The organism is Kibdelosporangium philippinense (assembly GCF_021390435.2).
Classification (GTDB): Bacteria; Actinomycetota; Actinomycetes; order Mycobacteriales; family Pseudonocardiaceae; genus Kibdelosporangium; species Kibdelosporangium philippinense.
On record NZ_JAJVCN010000001.1, the window covers coordinates 1385927 to 1399993 of the forward strand.

The following is a 14067-nucleotide window of genomic DNA, read 5'->3' on the forward strand; positions in this document are numbered from 1 at the left end:
AGGGTTTCTTCGGCATGAAAAAATTACCTAGAAGACCGATTGTTCTCGCCGTGGTTGTCGCGTTGTTCGCGGGAATCATCGGCGGGAACGCGACAGCGGCGCCGGTGCCCGCGCAACAGCCGCAGGTGCAGACGGACCCGGATCCCAACCAGGAGCAGCTGATCAGGCAGCTCGAACGGGACCTGATCGCCGACATCGCCGGGGACGACCGCGAAGAGGAAGAGGTCCGTACCGCCGCACGGGCCACGCTGCGCAAGATCGAGGCAGGCGACTGGGGCGCGGTGCAGGTCTTCTTCGACCGTGATCGCCCGCAAGCGGTCGCGCAGGCGGAGCAGCGCAAGAAGGACGCCGACGCGGCGAACAAGGCGCAGATCGAGCCCCTGGCAGGCACGGGTGGACCCGCGTTCAATGCGGCTGTCGACCGTGCGCTGCGCGGCGATCCCCGTGCTCGCGTGGAATTCCTGGCGTTCGCCCGTGACATCGCCATCGAAGAGGACCGGCGAAACGGCGCCTACGACAGGGCACTCAGGGAACGTAGGCGCGGGCACGTGCAGATGGCCGCGAACCACGGCGGCCCTGAGGTGTCCAAGGCGGCGAAAATCGCGCTGGCACAAGGGGACGCCGCGATCGAGGAGTTCTTGCGCACCGGCTACCTGGCTGCCGCACAGCGCGACGCCGAGCAACGTGAGCGGGACCTCGCCGAGTTGGAACGGCTGCGTAAAGAAGCCGAGGCTGCTTCGGACCTGGCCCAGCGGACGGTGCGGGCGATGCGGGCACGTCAGGCCATCATGACCGCGCACGCCGATGGCGTAAAAGCCTTGGCACGCACCGCCAATGACATGACGGCGGCGGCGAACATCTCCCGTGAGGCAGCCAGACTCCTTGCCTCGGACCTGGCAGGCGGCACGTATCACGCGGAGCTGTACCGGCGGGCCAAGGACGATGTCGCGCGCCAACTCGGCTACGCGATGACCGACGCCCAGGAAGCCCAGCGGGCTGCGGGAATAGCAAGCACGCAGGCGAACATCCTGGTAGAGAACCAGATGCCGCACGGCACCCAGTGGGCAAGGATCGTGCAGGGCATGGCAGCTTCCGCGGAAGCCGCCAAGCACGCCACCCAGACCGCCGTGCACGCGGTGGACGCGATCACCGCGGAAGCAGCGGCCACGAATGCCGCCGACCGAGCCAAAGCACACGAGGAAAACGCCAGGCGGTGGCGGGAAACCGCCCAATCCCACCGGGAATCGGCCAAGAACCTCGCCACGGCGGCGCAGGAACAGGCGAACGCCGCGGCAGACGCGGCCGCACGCACCAAGCAAGCGCGTAAAGACGCCGAAGACGCACTGGCCCGGGCACGAGTGCACGCGGAGAAGGTGAAGCAGGCCAGGACGACCGCTGAGAATGAGCGGAACATCGCCGCGCAGAAGCGTGACGAGGCCCAGCGGTGGCGTGACGAGGCCGCGCGCAAGCGCCTCGAAGCCGAGGACAAGCAGCGGGAAGCGGCGGCACAACGGGCGATCGCGCAGCGGGAAGCCGGTGTCGCGGCCACCAAGCGTCAGGAAGCCGAGGCACAGCAACGTATTGCCGCGCAGAAGCGCCAGGATGCCCAGATGCACGAGCAGCAGGCCGCGGATGCCGCGGCTGGTGCCCGTAATCAGGAGAAGATCGCGCTTGACGCCATGCGCCGCGCCCAGGACCGGTCGGCACAGGCTGATGACTTGCGGGCAAAGGCCGAGGAAGCCAACCGCTCGGCGGACACCGCGGAGAAGAAGGCCAAGGCGCTGGAAGACTTCGCACAGCGGGTCGCCGGAATGGCCGAGGCCTCACAGCAGGACAAGGACGCGGCGCGCGCAGCGGCACAACAAGCCAGAACTGACGCCATCAACGCGCGCACAGCTGCCAACAACGCGCGAAGTGCTGCCAACGATGCCGGTTTGGCTGCCGAGCGGGCACGGGGGGCCTACATCGACGCCGATGCCGCGGCGGGACGCGCCCGTGCGGCGGCGGATCGCGCGCAGGCGGCTGCCTCTGCGGCAAGGGCGGCAGCAAACGAGGCTGAAGCCGCTGCGGAGAAGTCACGGGCGGCGGCCAACGAGGCGCAAGTTGCTGCGGCACGGTCGAATCAAGCGGCCAACGAGGCCGAGCGAGAGGCTGCGGCGGTTCACGCGGAAACGATCAGGGCCAATGCCTCGGCCGAGGAAGCCACTGCGGAGGAGGCACGTGCGGCCGAACACGCGCGCAAAGCCGTTGAACTGGCGAACCAAGCCGCGCGGGAATCGGTCATGGCACTCGACGCCGCCCATCGGACGCAGGACGAGGCCAACGCTTCGGCCATCGAAGCGGCCACAGCGGCCACCCAAGCGGGTGTCGCGACCCGGGCGGCTGCCGCGGCGACGCGATCGTCGTCGGCCATCGCCAACCCGGCGAGCACCGCGATCGACCTGACGAGTCCGTTCACTCAGACCGATGTGGACGCTGACTTCGCCGCGATCGTGGCCGCGCGGGCTCGTGACATCGGTGATTCGCAGGTGCAGGCGGCGCTCCGGGCCGCGGCGAACGCGAACGACCAGGCCGCGCGAGCGGCTGAGGCGGCACGCAACGCGCAGGGCGAGATAGCCCCGGCTTATCACGCCGCGTCGGAGGCTGCGGACTACGCGAAGGCCGCGGCGAATTCCGCTGCCGCGGCGCAAGCCTCAGCCTCGGAGGCGGCTGTGGACGGGGCGGCGGCGCGGGCGGCGGCAGCGGAGGCAAACGCCGTCGACGCGCAGGCGCAAGCTGACGCCCAGGCCGCTCGTGCCGCAGCCAACCAGGCAGCGGCGGACGCGGCACTCGCCGGTCGTGCCGCAGACCAGGCCGAGGCCGACGCTCGTGCGGCACGTCAGGCAGCGAACAACGCGACTCGTGCGGCGAACGAAGCCAGCGAGGCAGCAACGCGTGCCACCCGTGATGCCGAGGCGGCGAGAGTGGCTGCCGTCCAGGCACAGCTCGACGCCGACGAAGCACGTAAAGCCGCGGACCGGGCGAACGAACACGCCTTGGCGGCTGAGGAATCGGCGAAGAACGCCGAGGACTACGCGAGAGAAGCCGAGAAGGCAGCCGAAAACACCGCGGCGAGTGCCAAGCAGGTCGAGGAGCAGCTCGCCCAGCTGATGGAGCAGCTGCGGCGAGAGGCCGAGGAGCGCAATCGGCAGCAGATCGAGGAAGTCATCACCGACGACTCCGACATCCCCGACCTGACCGCGGAAGAGACACAAGCTCTCAGGGAAGCAAAGGGGCAGCAGGGGATCGACGAGTTCACCCAGGCGCAGAAGAACGCCAACAGGGACCTGCTGACGTTCATCCGCGACGAGGGTGGGGAGATCCTGCTCGATCTGATCGGCTACAACGATGCCAAGCGCTGCTTCATGGAAGGCGACTTCATCGCCTGCGTGATGACCGTGCTCAACGCGATTCCGATCGGCAGGCTGGTCACCGTCCTGCGAAAGATCCCTGACGCGGTCTCGGCGGCCGTCAAGATCGTCAAGGGTCTGCGTACGTTCAAGGACGTCGTGACGCTTGGCCGCAAGGCGGCCAAGAAGATCAGGGATTACGTCCAGCGCTGGATCAAGAAGTGCAAGCGGGGCGGCGGTTTCAAGAGCCTAGGCCCGAGCTGCGACGTGGACAACGATGACCCGTGGGACCCAACCAAGTCGCCGATACCGGGAGACACACGAATCAATCCGTTCCCGTTCCCCCGATCTCTGGACGACCCGCTCTTCCCCAAGCTGTCAGATGAGGACCAGCGAAGGGACAAGAGCTGCTCGGACGATGTTGCGAAGTCATGGTCGTTCAACACCATCATGCAGGACTTCACCTATACAACGGGTCGCGAGAAGCGGGCAAGTGGCGGCGTGGCCTGCATGCTCGAGAAGTCGCCTCGTGTGGGAAAGCCAGCCACACCTGTAGGCCTTGATCCGAGCATTCATCACAAGGGGCACCTCCTCGGGGCGGTTCTGCACGGTTCGATGGCTGTGCAGAACATCGTGCCGCAGTACAAAGACGTGAACACGCCCCTGATCAACCACGAGATCGAAGGAAAGATCCGGCAGTGGCTTCACAAAGACATCCCGGAGAAAAGGGTGTACATGGCGGTACTGCCATACTACGAGAAACCAGGTGACGCGGTACCGAAGAGGATCTACTTCTATGCCTGGTCGATGCTGACACACGACCGTTGTATCGCCGTCGCGGAGAACAACGCCAATCCACCAATACCGGTATGTAAGTAAGTCTGATGACCTCACGTCGTGCCGACGATACTGTCGGCACGACGTGATCTTTTCGAGGAAGGCCGGATGAACTCCGTCATCGATCGCATCGCGGCAGCCGCGGGCTGGGCTGGTTCGGTGTCTCCCGAGCTGGACTGGGACACCGTCGAGCGTCGGCTGGAAACCGCGTTTCCCGTTGACTACAAGCAGTTCATGAGCCGGTTCCCGTCGGGGCTGCTCAGTGACTCCGTCGCGATCTACAACCCAGTCCAGAGCGATGATCATCTCTCGAGATTCGTCCGCGAGTTCAACCGGATGCTGGAAGTCGTGCGGTTGTCGCGGGAGGAATTCGAGCTCTACGAGGCTTTTCCCGAGCCAGGCGGGGTGATTCCGTTCGCCTCCGACGTCGCGGGCGGCTCATTTTTCTGGCTGCCGCGGACATCCGATCCCGACGAGTGGCCTGTGGTCTATCAAAGCAGGGACAGTCCCGACGACTGGACGACGACCGACCAGTCGATGACCGAGGTCCTGCTGGAACTCGTGACGAGCCAGGACGAAAGCAACATCTTGCGCTGGGAGATCACCGATCGTTCCTTCGAACCCTTCGGAGTAGGTGGCGAGATCTAGGTAGTTCTTGCCGACGCGGGCACGGCGTCGGCCACGGCATCGTGAGTTCTGTCAGCGAACGGATGCCGAGGAGGACCCCATGATCACCGAAGTCGAGCTGCCAGGAGTGGTCGAGCCGGACGGCCTGCGGCTGCGGACCCGCGAAGTCCCGGACCTCAAGCCAGGGCAAGCGCTTGTCCGGATGGAGGCGACCGGTGTGTCCTTCGCCGAGCAGCAGATGCGCAGGGGCAAGTACTACGACCAGCCGCCATTCCCGTTCGTCCCGGGCTACGACTTCGTCGGCGTGATCGAGAGCTCAGGGGACAGCGGGCTCAAGGTCGGGCAGCGGGTGGCCGCGTTGTCCAAGACCGGCGGCTGGGCTGACCGGATCGTGGCGGAGGCCGCGGATCTTGTCCCGGTGCCTGACGGCCTCACCGCGCAGGACGTTGAAGCGGTGATTGTCAACGGTGTGACGGCCCGGCGGATGTTGGACTTCGCAAAGGTCGGTCGTGGCGACACGGTCGTGGTCCTTGGCGCCAACGGCGGGGTCGGTTCGCTGCTTGTGCGGCTGGCCCGGCACCTCGGAGCCCGCGTTGTGGGCGTGGTGTCCCAGCGGCACATGGCTTACGTGCGGGACCTGGGCGCGATCGCGATCGACCGCACGGGTGACGTCGCCGCCGAGATCCGGGAACTCGCCCCGGACGGCGTGAAAGCGGTGTTCGACCACGTCGGCGGGCCTGGCATCAAGAGGTCGTGGGCGATGCTCGGCCGTGGCGGCGCGCTGGTGTCCTACGGCACCGCGGCGACCCGCGACCAGGCAGGCAACGCGAAGCTGCCGGTTCTGGCGCTGATCGGCAGGCTCCTGGCATGGAAGGCATTGCCCAACGGCCGGACGGCGACGTTCTTCAACATCTGGGCGGGCCGCAAGCGCAACCCCGCACAGCTCAAGGCAGACCTGGAAGCCGTGTTCAACCAGCTCGCGGCTGGCGTGATCACCGCCCGCATCGCCCAGGTCTTCCCGCTGTCACAGATTTCCGCGGCCATGACCTACGCCGAGTCAGGAACCGCCGCCGGGAAGGTTGTCGTCATTCCCTGAACTGGCGGCGACCAGCTGGTCTCCGAGCGGCGTACGGCGGTAAAGCACCATCCGCCCGTCCCGCCGCGCGGTGACAATGCCTGCCTTGGCCAGCGCCTTGAGGTGGACGTTCACCGTCGGCGGTGCCGAACCGAGCTGTGCGGCGAGCTGGGTCGTGGACATCGGCAGGTCAAGCAGGGCGAGGATGGTGGCACGGGCGCTGCCGACAACCGCGGCCAGCGGTGGGTCGGCGGACCGGCTCGTTTCCCAGAGGGTGCCGAGGCCGCGGGGCGGATAGGTGAGGCTCGGCATCGGATCCGCCGTGCTGACCAGGACATCTGGCCACGCGAACGCGCACGGCACGAGCAGCAGCCCGCGACCACGCAACTGCAACCTGCCCTCGAAGTACTTCACGATCGTCAGCAGGTCGCCGCGGAAGGCGACCGACGGATGCAGCGACCGGAACAGCAGGTCGACCCCGCCGGTGGCCAGTTCGTCGAGCCGGTGGGCGAGATCGGCCTGGAGCAGCGCGTTCAACCGCGGCCAGTGCGGTGCGATCGCGACGTCCCAGTAGCGCTCGAGCTGGCTGACGATCGTGCCCAAGGCCTGCTCAGGGTCGTTGGCGAGCCCTAGGAGAAGGGCCTCGCGCTGCGAGCGACCCGGGCCCTGCTGAGCGACATCGTGCGTGGCGAGGTGGCGGAGTTCGTACCGGACGACATCGAGCGGAGTCGCCGCGATCTCGGCGAGCCCGTCCTCAAAGCCGCCGGATGAAAGCGGGCCGAGGAAATCAGGCAGGTAGCCCTGGGGCCGCACCAGGGCGGTGAGCAACTCCAGGTCAACTTCGGTCAGGTCGGTATCGGCGAGCCAAGCGAGCCACCGGCCGTGCAGTCCGCCTCTACGGCCCGCGCTCAGCACCCGCAAGCTCTTCACGGCCTCGGCGATTGGCGAGGTCGCGAACCTGATCAGCCGGTAGTCCTCCGCGGTGAACTCCAGCTCGATCATGGCGTTAGTTTAGTTCTGAGCCTAATCCTGGTCGAAGTGTCCAAGGCCGGGCAGCGTGTACACCCATGAGCACAGTGGACGACCTGCTGACCGCGTACGAGCGGCTTCATGGTGCTGGCCCGGAGTTCGGTGGCGACGAGGAGGGCAACCACGGCCTCACCAACCACGGGCCGATGGGCAGCGCGACGCTGAACCGGGCGCTGCAGGAGGCCGGTCTGATCGACCGCTACTACCTGCTGGTCTTCCCTGTCTTGCTCGGCAAGGGCAAGCCGCTGTTCAGCGATGCCGACCTGCCCGCGACCACACTGAAGCTCACCGAGCACGAGGTCTACGCCAACGGGATCCAGAAGCAGGTTTTCGACGTCGTCCGGTGAGGTGTCCACCTGGTGGACGCGCTACACCCTTGCCCCCTGAGTACGTAACGTCAAAAACGTTCATCGTGCCGAGGGGGCGGAAGTGGGGTCGACAGCAAAGGCAATCGCCATCGTCGGCGCTGGGCCGCGTGGAATCGGTTTGCTCGAACGGATCGCGGCCAACGTGCCGGAGTTGTACGGTGGCCGCTTGGTCGTGCACCTGATCGACCCGTTCCCACCGGGACCAGGGCGGGTGTGGCGGTTCAAGCAGTCGCCGTTGCTGCGGATGAACTCGATGCCCGCGGACGTCACGATGTTCACCGACGACACCGTGCAGTGTGCCGGGCCGATCCGGCCCGGCCCGACGCTCGCGGAGTGGGTGGTGGGGGTCCGTGCCGGCGAGTTGGCGGCGGACGTGAACCCGGAGCTGCTGGAGGAATTGCGGTCGGTCACGGCCACGACGTTTCCGACTCGACGGTTGCAAAGCGCCTATTTGGACTGGTTTTACGCATGGGTCCTCGACAGTCTGCCGGATTCGGTCGATGTGCGGGTGCACGAGGCCACCGTGGTCGACATCACCGGGCCCGCGGACGACATCCAGTCGGTGTGGTTGTCCGGGCGGTCCGAGCCGGTGTTGGCCGATGTGGTCGTCATGACAGTCGGCCACCTCGACGCGGATCCGTCGCCTGAAGAGGCCGAACTGGCCGATCATGCGGCGAGGCACGGGCTTCGGTACGTGCCTCCCGCGTACACCGCTGACCTCGACCTGTCTGGCGTGGCCGCGGGGGAGTCGGTGCTGCTCAGGGGTTTCGGTTTGGCCTTTGTGGACCTTCAGGTGTTGCTGACCGAAGGCCGTGGTGGCCGTTTCACTCCGGGGCCTGGCGATTCGCTTGTCTACCACCCGTCCGGGGCGGAACCGCTGCTGTACGTGGGTTCCCGGCGCGGAGTGCCGTATCACGCCAAGCCCGCGTACCCATTGCAGGGCAATCCGGCGCCGTTGCCGAAGTTCTTCGGGCCGCCCGAGGTCGCTGACCTGCTTGCTCGCCCGGAGCGGCTGGGCTTGCGCCGAGACCTGTGGCCGTTGATGGCAAAGGAAATCGGCTGGGGTTACTACCACGAGCTGTTCGCCGCCCACCCGGACCGGGTTCGTCTTGAGCTGGCCGAGTTCGCCGACCGGTACGCCGAACTCGACTGGGACAGCGAAGAAATGGCGTCTCTTATCGAGAAAGCCGTGCCTGGGGCGGAGGATCGGCTCGATTTCGCGGCGTTGGACCGCCCCCTGAATGGCCTGCGGTTCATCGACCGGACGGCTCTCACCCACCATGTGAGCCGCTACATCGAGGCGGACCTGGCACGTCGCGAGGATTCGGAGTTCAGCGCCGACCTTGGCGCGTTTTTGGCTCTGCTTTCGGTGTTCGGCCAGATCGCCCACCTGGTCACCGCGGCCAAACTGACCCCGGAGTCCCAGGTTGGCGCGGTGGACGGGTGGTGGTTCGGGTTCTTCAGCTACTTCGCCAGCGGTCCGCCCGGGCACCGGCTGCGGGAACTGCTCGCGCTGATCGAGGCAGGCGTGGTTCGGCTGGTCGGTCCGGATATGTGGGTACGTGCCGATGACGGCAAGTTCGTCGCTGGCAGCCCGAGCGTGCCGGGCGAGATTGTTGCCACAACGCTTGTGGAGGCGCGATTGCCGAAACCGAGCGTGCGACGGGCAACGGATCCGCTCATCAGAACGTTGTACGAACGCGGCGAACTGGTCGAGGAGATTCTGCGGGAAGGCGTGCAGGAGCACACGACCGGGCGAATCACGACCACTGTGCTTGGCGGACTGGTGGATGCGGACGGCAGGTCGCACGCGCGGCGGTACGCGTTCGGCCCGCACACCAGCATCCGCTCGCCTGGCGCGTTCACCCGGCCGCAGACCAATGCGGTCGGGTTCCGTCAGAACGACGCGGTGGCCCGCGCGATCTTGTCGGATTTCAAATAAGCCTGGAAAGGAGGCTGCTGGTGGAAATCGAGACGCATCTCGGTGTGGCGCTCGACGGCGCGGGCTGGCACCCGGCGGCGTGGCGGGAGCCGGACGCACGGCCTGCGGAGCTGTTCACCGCAGGGTACTGGGCGGACCTTGTCCGTGAGGCCGAAAGCGGGTTGCTCGACTTCGTCACGATCGAGGACTCGTTCAGCGCGCGGTCCTCAGTAGACGATCGGCTCGACCGGGTCTACGGCAGGCTGGACGCCACGTTGATCGCCGCTGCGGTGGCGCCACGGACAAGCGGGATCGGTCTGATCCCAGTCGTGATCGCGACGCACACCGAGCCGTTCCACATTTCCAAGGCCATCGCCACCCTCGACTACGCCAGCAGCGGTCGCGCCGGATACCAGGTCAGGATCTCGGCCCGGCCCGACGAGTTCGCTCACGTGGGCAGGCGTGAAACCGGTGAGCTGCCTGATTTGCTTGCCGAGGCGGCCGACCACGTGGAAGTGGTGCGCCGGTTGTGGGACAGCTGGGATGACGACGCGGAGATCCGTGACGCGCCAACCGGTCGGTTCGTCGACCGCGACCGGCTGCACTACATCGACTTCGAGGGGCGCTGGTTCAGCGTCAAGGGCCCGTCGATCACGCCACGCCCGCCGCAGGGGCAGCCTCTGGTGGTGGCGCTCGCCCACACGACACCCGTCTATCAGTTCGCCGCCCGATCTGCCGACGTTGTTGTGGTTACCCCGCGCGATCCGGCTCATGCCAAGGAAATCTTGGCCGAGGTGCACGGAGAGTCAGAGACTTTGCGCGTATTCGGTGACCTGGTGGTGTTCCTCGATGAGACCACTGCGAAGGCCGCGGACCGGGTAAAGCGGCTCAACGAACGCGATGGCGGCGAGTTCACCTCCGATGCCGCGGTGTTCGCTGGTACGACTGAAGATCTGGCCGATCTCGTACTAGAACTGCATTCTGCAGGCCTGAATGGAGTCCGGCTGCGTCCTGGTGCGCTGCCACACGATCTGGTCGCGATCACCCGCGGGCTCGTGCCACAGCTACAGGCAAGGGGAGCGTTCCGCCGCGGCTACCGCGAAGAAACCCTTCGAGCCCGGCTTGGTCTCGCGCGCCCGGTCAACCGTTACGCAGGAGTGGCCCGATGAGCAAGCCGCGCAAGGAAATCCATCTCGCCGCGCACTTCCCTGGCGTGAACAACACGACCGTGTGGAGTGATCCCGAGGCAGGCAGCCACATCGAGTTCGAGTCGTTCCGGCACTTCGCGCAGACCGCCGAACGGGCCAAGTTCGACTTCCTTTTCCTTGCCGAGGGATTGCGGCTGCGCGAACAGGGCGGGCAGATCTATGACCTTGACGTGGTCGGCCGCCCGGACACGTTCGCCGTCTTGGCGGCCCTGTCCGGCGTCACTGAGCGGCTTGGCCTCGCGGGCACGATCAACTCGACATTCAACGAGCCGTTCGAGGTCGCCCGCCAGTTCGCCACCCTTGACCACTTGTCCGCCGGGCGTGCGGCATGGAACGTGGTCACGTCTTGGGATGCGTTCACTGGCGAGAACTTCCGGCGCGGGGGTTTCCTGGCTGAAGCGGACCGTTACGCGCGGGCCGAGCGGTTCATGCGTGCGGCGTGGACGCTGTTCGACTCGTGGCGTGGTGACGAAATCGTGGCGGACAAGGCTTCCGGCCAGTTCTTGGCCACCCCGCGCCCGGGACAGTTCACGGTCAAGGACGATCACTTCGACATCACCGGGCATTTCCCGGTGCCACGCAGCCCGCAGGGGCGCCCGGTGATCTTCCAGGCTGGGGACTCGGATGAGGGCAGGGAGTTCGCCGCAGCCACGGCCGATGCGATCTTCTCCCGGCACGGCACACTTGAGGCGGGGCAGGCGTTCTACGCGGATGTCAAAGGCAGGCTCGCGCGCTACGGACGTACCCCCGAGTCGCTGAAGGTGTTGCCAGCGGCGACATTCGTACTCGGTGACACGGATGCGGACGCAAGGGAGAAGGCTGCGATCGTGCGCCGCCAGCAGGTCAGTGGGCAGACCGCGATCAAACTGCTTGAGCAAGTGTGGAACCGGGATCTGTCCTCCTACGACCCGGACGGCCCGCTGCCCGAAGTGGACCCGCAGGTCAGCGCGGACCATATCGCCCGCGGTCGGGCGAGCGTGCGGATGAACCGTGACCCTCTTGCGGTTGCCAAGCAGTGGCGGGAACTGGCAGTGGCGAAAGGACTGTCCATTCGCGACCTGATGATCGAGGTGAGTGCGCGTCAGACGTTCGTCGGGTCGCCATCGACTGTGGCGCAATCCATCGACGATCTGGTTCAGGCGGACGCGAGCGACGGTTTCATTCTCGTGCCGCACATCACCCCTGGCGGCCTGGACGCCTTCGCTGACACCGTGGTACCTCTACTGCAGGAACGCGGCGCTTTCCGTACCGAGTACAGGGGGTCTACGTTGCGCGAGCACCTCGGGCTGAGTGCCGCCCGATGAATCCACTTGACAATCCTATTTGGGCATCGCTCACCGGCCCGCATGCCCATTTCGCGGTGCGGCAGGGGCTGATACTGCGTTATCCCGAGGACGTCGCGGTGTTCGCTGGCATACCGGACAATCCGGATGACACGGTGTGGCAGGACATCGCGGAGATTGCCGGGCCTGGTGGACAATTCGTCCTCACTGGAAGCCTCACCGAACCGCCGCAAGGATGGGAAGTGGTTGACGAAATCGCTGGCGTGCAACTGGTCGACGACGGCGTTGTCACGCAGCCCGACGAAGAAGCGATCCTGCTAGGGCCTGCCGACGTGCCGGAGATGCTCGATCTGGTCGAACGAACGAAGCCAGGTCCGTTCCGGAAACGGACGATAGAACTGGGTACCTATCTTGGTATCCGGCGTGGTGGCGCGCTTGTCGCGATGGCAGGGGAGCGGATGCGGCCACCCGGCTGGACCGAGATCAGCGCTGTGTGCACGGATCCGGCGTTCCGTGGCCAGGGATTGGCTGCCCGGCTTGTGCTCGCGGTGGCCGATGGGATCAAGTCCCGAGGGGACAAGCCATTCCTGCACACGGGTGCGGACAACACCAATGCGATCCGGCTGTACGAGTCGTTGGGGTTCAGGTTGCGTCGCCGGACGTCGTTCGTGCTGACCCGTGTCTCCGACGTTCACCCGTTCCGGGGAACGCGCATCGTACCTCCACAGGTCGCCCCTAGTGGGCACGGAGCGTGACCGCAACTCGTCCCGGTGAATGGGATTGCGCAGGTCAGAATGGGTAGGTAGACCTGGCTAGGCGAGTGTTTGCCGAGCCTAGGAGCTGTGATGACCCGTCAGATGAGCGCCAACATGCAGCAGTGCATCGACTTGTGCAACCAGTGCCACAACATGTGCGAGCAGATGATGTCGCACTGTATGGAAATGGGCGGCGACCAGGGGATGCGCTTGGGCATGATGATGATGTCGTGCGCGGACATGTGTCGCATGAACGCCGACATGATGATGCGCTGTACGAGCATGAAGGCCGACATGGCCATGCTCGACATGTGCTCACGGATGTCCATGATGTGCGCCGACATGTGCCAGATGGGCGCGGACATGTGCCGTCAGACCAACGACCCTCAGTTGATGGAGTGCGCCGACATGCTCATGCGGTGTGCTGACATGTGCCGCATGATGACCCCGGAGATGATGATGCAGTAGGGCCGCTCAGTCGACGGCAACTGGCCGATCGGGATCCGACGACCAAGCCGACCACGAACCCGGGTACAACGCGGCGTCGATCCCAACGACGGCAAGCGCCGCGATCTCGTGCGCGGCCGTCACACCGGAACCGCAGTACACACCGACATCGGACCCTTGGAGATCGCCGAACTTCTCACCAAGTTCAGCTGTGGGAAGGAAAGCGCCGTCGCGCAGGTTGCCGGTGGTTGGGGCGGACCGGGCGCCAGGGATGTGCCCGGCCCGTGGATCCACGGGTTCGACCTCGCCGCGATAGCGTTCGGCGGCACGTGCGTCCAGCAGCACGCCCTTGTCCGGGAGTGCGGCTGCGTCGTCGGCTGTCAAGGTCGGCAGATGGCCCGCGGTGAGCACAACATCGCCAGGTTCTGGTACTTCGTCCCCTGTGGACAGCGGGAACCCGTTGGCTCGCCACGCACCCAACGCGCCGTCCAGTATCCGGACATCAGGGTGTCCGGCCCAGCGCAGCAGCCACCACGCCCTCGCGGCGGCTGTTCCACCGTTGTCGTCGTACACGACGATGGGGCGCTGGGCCGTGACACCCCACCTGCGGGCAGCCGTTTGCAGATCGGCGGTGTCCGGCAATGGATGGCGACCGGCCGTACCCCCTGGTGGTGCCGCGAGCTCGGTGTCAAGGTCGACGTAGACCGCGCCGGGAATGTGCCCGGCCAGGTAGTGATCGCGCCCGTTCGGGTCGCCGAGGGCCCATCGCACGTCAAGGAGCAGTGGATCCTGGCCGTTCTGGACAAGGTCGTGCAGCTCGACCGGGTCGACGAGCACCGCCTGCCGGTTCAGGTCTCTGGTCATGTCCGGAACTCCTGGATGATCACCGATGTCGCAATTGTGCATTGTGGACAGGCCGCACCGCCTGCGAGACAGGGTCGCGGTGGTTGTCGGCGATGTCAAGTCGTGACCACATCGTGCGACAGCTGTCCGTGATGTCCGGCATGACGCTAATCTCGGCCCCTGCCGGAATGCCGTCCCGAACATGTCGGCCAGAATGAGGACGCGCGAACCGGCACACAAGGCCGACGATGAGGACGCGGCCGTCATGACCGGTGCTCTCCAGAT

General features: G+C 66.1%; 10 protein-coding genes and 1 pseudogene. 9 read left to right on the top strand and 2 right to left on the bottom strand.

Features of this window, described 5'->3' with window-relative positions; all coding sequences use genetic code 11:
* Nucleotides 1-14: 14 nt before the first annotated feature.
* From LWC34_RS06360 to LWC34_RS06370, 3 genes are all read left to right on the top strand, one after another.
* Entirely contained in the window at nucleotides 15-4268 is a 4254-nt protein-coding gene (locus LWC34_RS06360) for a DNA/RNA non-specific endonuclease (protein ID WP_233723586.1), read from the top strand.
* 18 nt (nucleotides 4269-4286) lie between these two features.
* On the top strand, nucleotides 4287-4874 hold the full coding sequence (locus LWC34_RS06365) for an SMI1/KNR4 family protein (RefSeq protein ID WP_233723587.1): 588 nt from the start codon (nucleotides 4287-4289) through the stop codon (nucleotides 4872-4874).
* A 79-nt stretch (nucleotides 4875-4953) separates the two neighbouring features.
* A complete protein-coding gene (locus LWC34_RS06370; protein ID WP_233723589.1) occupies nucleotides 4954-5949 on the top strand; it encodes a medium chain dehydrogenase/reductase family protein in 996 nt (331 codons plus the stop codon).
* Here the strand turns inward: LWC34_RS06370 and LWC34_RS06375 are convergent.
* Nucleotides 5911-6930 carry a DUF5937 family protein gene (locus LWC34_RS06375; protein WP_233723591.1) on the bottom strand — a complete coding sequence of 340 codons (1020 nt, stop codon included), beginning with the start codon at nucleotides 6928-6930 and terminating at the stop codon, nucleotides 5911-5913. The genes LWC34_RS06370 and LWC34_RS06375 overlap by 39 nt on opposite strands.
* 158 nt (nucleotides 6931-7088) lie before the next feature.
* On the opposite strand from LWC34_RS06375, the pseudogene LWC34_RS06380 reads away from it, so the two are divergent.
* The 6 genes and pseudogenes from LWC34_RS06380 to LWC34_RS06405 all read left to right on the top strand — a co-directional run.
* Nucleotides 7089-7304 (top strand): annotated as a pseudogene (locus LWC34_RS06380) (dihydrofolate reductase family protein); the annotation flags it as partial.
* Between the two features lie 82 nt (nucleotides 7305-7386).
* Entirely contained in the window at nucleotides 7387-9267 is a 1881-nt protein-coding gene (locus tag LWC34_RS06385) for an FAD/NAD(P)-binding protein (RefSeq protein ID WP_233723593.1), read from the top strand.
* A 20-nt stretch (nucleotides 9268-9287) separates the two neighbouring features.
* Entirely contained in the window at nucleotides 9288-10415 is a 1128-nt protein-coding gene (locus LWC34_RS06390; protein ID WP_233723595.1) for an LLM class flavin-dependent oxidoreductase, read from the top strand.
* Nucleotides 10412-11758 carry an NtaA/DmoA family FMN-dependent monooxygenase gene (locus LWC34_RS06395; protein WP_233723597.1) on the top strand — a complete coding sequence of 449 codons (1347 nt, stop codon included), beginning with the start codon at nucleotides 10412-10414 and terminating at the stop codon, nucleotides 11756-11758. Before LWC34_RS06390 ends, LWC34_RS06395 begins: the two co-directional genes overlap by 4 nt.
* Entirely contained in the window at nucleotides 11755-12492 is a 738-nt protein-coding gene (locus tag LWC34_RS06400) for a GNAT family N-acetyltransferase (RefSeq protein WP_233723599.1), read from the top strand. The genes LWC34_RS06395 and LWC34_RS06400 overlap by 4 nt, the downstream gene beginning before the upstream one ends.
* Nucleotides 12493-12582: 90 nt before the next feature.
* Entirely contained in the window at nucleotides 12583-12960 is a 378-nt protein-coding gene (locus LWC34_RS06405) for a four-helix bundle copper-binding protein (protein WP_233723601.1), read from the top strand.
* A gap of 6 nt (nucleotides 12961-12966) precedes the next feature.
* Here LWC34_RS06405 and LWC34_RS06410 read toward each other — a convergent pair whose 3' ends face one another.
* On the bottom strand, nucleotides 12967-13803 hold the full coding sequence (locus tag LWC34_RS06410; protein ID WP_233723602.1) for a sulfurtransferase: 837 nt from the start codon (nucleotides 13801-13803) through the stop codon (nucleotides 12967-12969).
* Nucleotides 13804-14067: the final 264 nt, after the last annotated feature.

Coding starts and splice junctions, on each gene's coding strand:
- LWC34_RS06360 (WP_233723586.1), top strand. CDS start 15: ATGAAAAAATTACCTAGAAGACCGATTGTTCTCGCCGTGGTTGTCGCG.
- LWC34_RS06370 (WP_233723589.1), top strand. CDS start 4,954: ATGATCACCGAAGTCGAGCTGCCAGGAGTGGTCGAGCCGGACGGCCTG.
- LWC34_RS06375 (WP_233723591.1), bottom strand. CDS start 6,930: ATGATCGAGCTGGAGTTCACCGCGGAGGACTACCGGCTGATCAGGTTC.
- LWC34_RS06395 (WP_233723597.1), top strand. CDS start 10,412: ATGAGCAAGCCGCGCAAGGAAATCCATCTCGCCGCGCACTTCCCTGGC.
- LWC34_RS06400 (WP_233723599.1), top strand. CDS start 11,755: ATGAATCCACTTGACAATCCTATTTGGGCATCGCTCACCGGCCCGCAT.
- LWC34_RS06405 (WP_233723601.1), top strand. CDS start 12,583: ATGACCCGTCAGATGAGCGCCAACATGCAGCAGTGCATCGACTTGTGC.
- LWC34_RS06410 (WP_233723602.1), bottom strand. CDS start 13,803: ATGACCAGAGACCTGAACCGGCAGGCGGTGCTCGTCGACCCGGTCGAG.